The organism is Mesorhizobium sp. (assembly GCF_004962925.1).
Lineage (GTDB): Bacteria > Pseudomonadota > Alphaproteobacteria > Rhizobiales > Rhizobiaceae > Mesorhizobium.
This window is the reverse complement of the sequence record NZ_SUEO01000325.1, coordinates 1-4,793: the sequence shown is the minus strand read 5'-3', so window position 1 is coordinate 4,793 and position 4,793 is coordinate 1. Positions and strand designations below refer to the sequence as shown.

8 protein-coding genes are annotated in these 4,793 nt (G+C 63.1%); all 8 read left to right on the top strand.

The genetic code is table 11. The annotated features are described in order from the left end of the window. The first annotated feature begins 102 nt into the window (after window positions 1-102). Window positions 103-384, top strand: a complete 282-nt coding sequence (locus tag E5W87_RS34010; RefSeq protein ID WP_367118907.1) for an energy transducer TonB — start codon at window positions 103-105, stop codon at window positions 382-384. 145 nt (window positions 385-529) lie between these two features. Beyond that, the gene (locus tag E5W87_RS34005; RefSeq protein ID WP_292407873.1) at window positions 530-862 is read left to right on the top strand and encodes a helix-turn-helix transcriptional regulator; all 333 of its coding nucleotides are present in this window, start codon (window positions 530-532) and stop codon (window positions 860-862) included. 10 nt (window positions 863-872) lie between these two features. Next, window positions 873-1,379: an arsenate reductase ArsC gene (locus E5W87_RS34000; RefSeq protein ID WP_292407870.1), complete on the top strand. Its 507-nt coding sequence runs from the start codon at window positions 873-875 to the stop codon at window positions 1,377-1,379. 3 nt (window positions 1,380-1,382) lie between these two features. Continuing rightward, window positions 1,383-2,072 (top strand): MIP/aquaporin family protein, encoded by a 690-nt coding sequence (locus E5W87_RS33995; protein WP_292407867.1) that lies wholly within the window; start codon window positions 1,383-1,385, stop codon window positions 2,070-2,072. Window positions 2,073-2,075: 3 nt separating this feature from the next. Next, the gene (gene arsC, locus E5W87_RS33990) at window positions 2,076-2,492 is read left to right on the top strand and encodes an arsenate reductase (glutaredoxin) (protein WP_292407882.1); all 417 of its coding nucleotides are present in this window, start codon (window positions 2,076-2,078) and stop codon (window positions 2,490-2,492) included. Between the two features lie 4 nt (window positions 2,493-2,496). Beyond that, entirely contained in the window at window positions 2,497-3,225 is a 729-nt protein-coding gene (gene arsH / locus E5W87_RS33985) for an arsenical resistance protein ArsH (RefSeq protein WP_292407878.1), read from the top strand. Between the two features lie 102 nt (window positions 3,226-3,327). Further along, on the top strand, window positions 3,328-3,648 hold the full coding sequence (locus E5W87_RS33980; RefSeq protein WP_292407864.1) for a helix-turn-helix transcriptional regulator: 321 nt from the start codon (window positions 3,328-3,330) through the stop codon (window positions 3,646-3,648). A gap of 50 nt (window positions 3,649-3,698) precedes the next feature. Next, on the top strand, window positions 3,699-4,793 hold a 1,095-nt coding region (locus E5W87_RS33975; protein ID WP_292407861.1), incomplete at its 3' end, for an NAD(P)-binding protein.

Genomic DNA, 4,793 nt, shown 5'->3' with positions numbered 1-4,793 from the left:
GCCAGACAGCGCCCGAAAAAAGAGAGAGCCGCACCGGCTGCGAAACCGGTAGCCAGGGCGGCCGCACCGAAATCGGCCAAGGCGGCGGCTTCGAGATCCGGCGTGAGCTCGTCCAAGTGGAGCTCGCAGTTGCATGCCTGGATCAGGCGACACACGCGTTATCCGAGGGCCGCGAAGGCCCGGCGCGAGGAAGGTAGTCCTCGAGTGACCTTTACGGTCGACGGATCCGGCCGCGTTCTATCCGCCCGGCTGGCTCGTTCCTCCGGCTATCCGGACCTCGATCGCGCGGCGCTCGACGCATTACAGGGTGCCAAAGTGCCAGCGCCGCCGCCGGAAAAAGCGGGTACATCCGTTGCGGCACCTTTCACATTCAAGCTGGATTAGGGCGTCGGCATAAACAGGCCCGCCTTGGCCGAGAGTCGGATGCGGACCATTGCAGCCCGCATCCGGCGACGATTTTCGACTTTCAATGGTCATCTCACTGTCATATGCCGGCCATATACATCCATAATTCCGGATTCTAGGATACATGGATAAGAACACCGCTCTTCTCGCATTGGCAGCGCTTGGTCAGGACACCAGGCTCGAGGTGTTTCGCCTGCTGGTCCGGGCGGGCGCAGACGGCATGCCTGCCGGCGAGATCGCCTCGCGCCTCGGTACGGTGCAGAACACAATGTCCGCCCATCTGAAGGTTCTCGACCATGCCGGCCTGGTGCGCGCCGAGCGCGACGGCCGGACAATCCGCTACGTCGCCGACATGACCGGCTTCCGCGATCTGCTTGCCTATCTCATGGAGGATTGCTGCAACGGCGCGCCGGAGCTTTGTCAGCCGGTCATCCAGGCGGTGACTTGCAACTGTTAGAAGGGACGCCATGAGTGAGCCATACAACGTTCTTTTCCTGTGCACCGGCAATTCGGCACGGTCGATCCTCGCCGAGGCGATCCTGGACCGTGTCGGTGCCGGCAAGTTCAGGGCCTATTCGGCCGGATCGCACCCGAAGGGAGAGGTCCATCCCTACGCGCTCCAGCTTTTGAAAACCCTCAACCACGACACGTCCTTCGCCCGTTCGAAAGACTGGCAGGAATTCGCGGCTCCCGGCGCGCCTGAGATGAATTTCGTTTTCACCGTCTGCGACAACGCGGCCAATGAATCGTGCCCGGTCTGGCCGGGACAGCCGATGACGGCGCATTGGGGCGTGCCCGACCCGGCTGCCGTGGAAGGCACGGACGCCGAAAAACACCTGGCCTTCGCCGAAGCCTACCGCATGCTCAACAACCGGATCTCGATTTTCGTCAGTCTGCCGATGAACACGATCGACAAGCTCGCCCTGCAGAAACGGCTGGATGAAATTGGCCGCGATCTTCCGAAGGCCGGCTAGATCATGGCGGCTGACCTGCCCCGTCGCATTGTCGCGGAGGCGCTCGGCACGGCGATGCTCGTCGCGACGGTCGTCGGGTCCGGGATCATGGCCGACAGGCTGACGAATGATGTGGGTCTCGCCTTGCTCGGCAACACATTGCCGACCGGAGCGATCCTGGTGGTGCTGATCACCATACTCGGGCCGATTTCCGGGGCGCATTTCAATCCGGCGGTGACGCTGGTTTTTGCCCTCCGGCGCGAAATCGATGCAAACGCGGCGTTGGCCTATGTCATCGCCCAGATTGTCGGCGGCGTCGCCGGGACGTTGCTGGCGCACGCCATGTTCGAACTGCCGATCCTTCAGATCTCCCAAACCGTGCGGACCGGAAACGGGCAATGGATCGCGGAGCTGGTGGCCGCCTTCGGTCTGGTTTTCACCATTCTTGCGGGCCTTCGCTTCCGTTCGGAGTCTATCCCCTGGCTGGTTGGCCTCTACATCACTGCGGCCTATTGGTTCACGGCCTCGACCTCGTTTGCCAATCCGGCAGTCGCCATCGCGCGGGCGGTTTCAAACACCTTCGCGGGCATCCGTCCAGTTGACCTGCCGGGTTTCATCCTCGCCGAGCTGCTGGGCGCGCTGCTTGCCATGGCCTTGGCAGGATGGCTGCTCGGTGAGCCTAAACCAATCAGACAGATGAGAGCCGCGAAATGACCAATCACCATCTACCACAACCCCGGCTGCGGCACCTCGCGCAACACGCTCGCCATCATCAGGCAGTCCGGCGAAGAGCCTGAGGTGATCGAGTATCTGAAAAACCCGCCGTCGCGAGAACGGCTGGTCGAGCTCATCAAGGCGATGGGGATGACGCCGCGCGAATTGCTGCGCGAGAAGGGTACGCCCTACGCCGAACTCAATCTCGGCGACCCCAGATGGACCGACGACGAGATCGTCGATTTCATGCTGGCGCAGCCGATCCTGATCAACCGGCCGATCGTGGTGACGCCGCTCGGCACCATGCTTGCACGGCCGTCCGAAGCTGTTCTCGACATCCTGCCCAATCCGGATATCGGGCCGTTCACCAAGGAAGACGGCGAAGTCGTCATCGACGCCGAGGGTAAGCGCGTTGCCTGACCGGATACCCGAAGACTCCCTGCCGAACGTGGACGAAGACCAGTTCCGGCCGATCGACCTGCAGGCGCTGCTCGACGTGCCGCGGTCGATCCACAAGCCTCGCGTGCTGATGCTCTACGGCTCGCTGCGCGAGCGGTCCTACTCCCGGCTGGCGACGGAGGAGGCCGCCCGCATTTTGCGTCGCCTGGGCGCCGAGGTGCGCATCTACAATCCTTCTGGCCTGCCGCTGCCGGATTCGACGTCGGCCGACCATCCCAAAGTCCAGGAGCTGCGAAACCTGTCGATCTGGTCGGAAGCGCAGGTCTGGTGCTCGCCCGAGCGGCATGGTTCGATGACGGGAGTGATGAAGGCGCAGATCGATTGGCTGCCGCTCTCGGCCGGCGGCGTCAGGACGACGCAAGGCCGTACGCTCGCGGTGATGCAGGTTTCCGGCGGCTCGCAGAGTTTTAACGCAGTCAACCAGCTTCGCATCCTCGGCCGCTGGATGCGGATGGTCACCATCCCCAACCAGTCGTCGGTGGCCAAGGCGTTCAACGAGTTCGACGAGGCCGGCCGCATGAAGCCGTCCCCCTACTACAACAGGATCGTCGATGTGATGGAGGAGCTGATGAAGTTCACGCTGCTCCTGCGCGATCGGTCCGCCTATCTCACGGACCGGTATTCCGTGCGCGTCGAAAGCGCCGAAGAGGTCGCCAAGCGGGTCAACAGCGGTCGATTTGAGGGGTCATCCTGATCGGTCTCACAAGCGGCTGGGGATGGATACCGGTATACGACTAATTCGAGAATTTTCGAAATAAGTATTGACGCGGCGTTGTCTCGGCGCTACCTCATTTCCATGAAACTCGAACAAGCAGCAAAACAGCTCGAAGCGCTCGGCAATCCGACGCGGCTCAACCTTTTTCGCACGCTGGTGAGGGCAGGCGAAACCGGGCGCCCGGTCGGTTATCTGCAGGAAACCCTCGGCATCGCTGCGTCGACCCTGTCGCATCATCTCCACCGGCTTATCCTGACCGGCCTGGTCACCCAGGAGCGCCAGGCAACGACCTTGATCTGCCGTGCCAATTACCCCGTCATGAACGATCTGCTCGGTTTTCTTGCCGACGAATGTTGTGCCGATGCCGCATACGGCCCGGCTGTCGGCGAGGCGGCTGCGTAACTTTTTTTTGGTCTGTATTTCGATAATCCTAGAAGCATAGAAGGTATGTGATGGTTTCCAATAGCAATCTCCCGGTCGCCATCATCGGTGGCGGACCTGTCGGCTTGGCCGCAGCGGCCCAACTTGTCAGCCGCGGACTTCCGGTCAAGGTTTACGAGGCCGGATCCTCGGTCGGGTCGAACCTTCTGGATTGGGGTCATGTGCGGGTCTTCACGCCGTGGCGCTATTGCGTCGATGCGGTCGCGCGAAAACTTCTCGAGAGCCACGGCTGGCAAATGCCCGAACCTGAGGCGTTTCCCACGGCGGACGAGATCGTCGACCAGTATCTCGCGCCGCTCGCAAAGCTTCCCGAGCTGGCGCCGTCGATCGAGACCGACGCCCGCGTTGTCGCCATTTCCCGGTGGGGCGCCGACAAGGTTCTGAGCAAGGCGCGGGAGACGCGGCCGTTCATGCTTCTGGTCGAAACCACGGAAGGCACGCGCCGGGACAGCGCCCGGGCCGTGATCGATGCGTCCGGCACCTGGCAAACGCCGAACCCGCTTGGCGCGGGCGGCTTGCCGGCCGAAGGCGAGAGGGAATTTGGAGACCGCATCGCCTACGGCATACCGGATGTCCTCGGACGCGACCGTCATCTCTATGCGGGCCGCACGACATTGGTGGGCGCCGGCCATTCCGCCGCCAACGCCTTGCTGGAACTGGACAGGCTTGCGGAAACCGAGCCGGGCACCTCGGCGCTATGGGTGACGCGCAGCACCGACCTTGTCCGCATCTATGGCGGCGGCGATGCCGACGCCCTGCCGGCGCGGGGCGAGCTCGGTTCGGATGTCCGGCACCTCGCCGAGAGCGGCCGCATCCGACTGGTGACGGGCTTTGCCACACTTGCCATTCGCGAGGTCGACGGCCGCCTCGTCGTCGAAGGCCAGACAAAGGACGGATTGCGCAACGTTGGTCCCGTTGACCGGATCATCGCCGCGACCGGCCAGCGCCCCGATCTCGCCGTGACCAGGGAGCTTCGGCTGGACCTCGATCCATGGCTCGAAGGCGTCAAGGCACTGGGGCCACTCATCGATCCCAATGAACATTCCTGCGGCGATGTCCCGCCGCATGGTCATCGCGAGCTCAGCCACCCCGAGCCCGATTTCTAT

Excerpts from the sequence above, each read along its gene's own strand:
- E5W87_RS34005 (WP_292407873.1), top strand. The coding sequence starts at position 530 with ATGGATAAGAACACCGCTCTTCTCGCATTGGCAGCGCTTGGTCAGGAC.
- E5W87_RS34000 (WP_292407870.1), top strand. The coding sequence starts at position 873 with ATGAGTGAGCCATACAACGTTCTTTTCCTGTGCACCGGCAATTCGGCA.
- E5W87_RS33995 (WP_292407867.1), top strand. The coding sequence starts at position 1,383 with ATGGCGGCTGACCTGCCCCGTCGCATTGTCGCGGAGGCGCTCGGCACG.
- E5W87_RS33980 (WP_292407864.1), top strand. The coding sequence starts at position 3,328 with ATGAAACTCGAACAAGCAGCAAAACAGCTCGAAGCGCTCGGCAATCCG.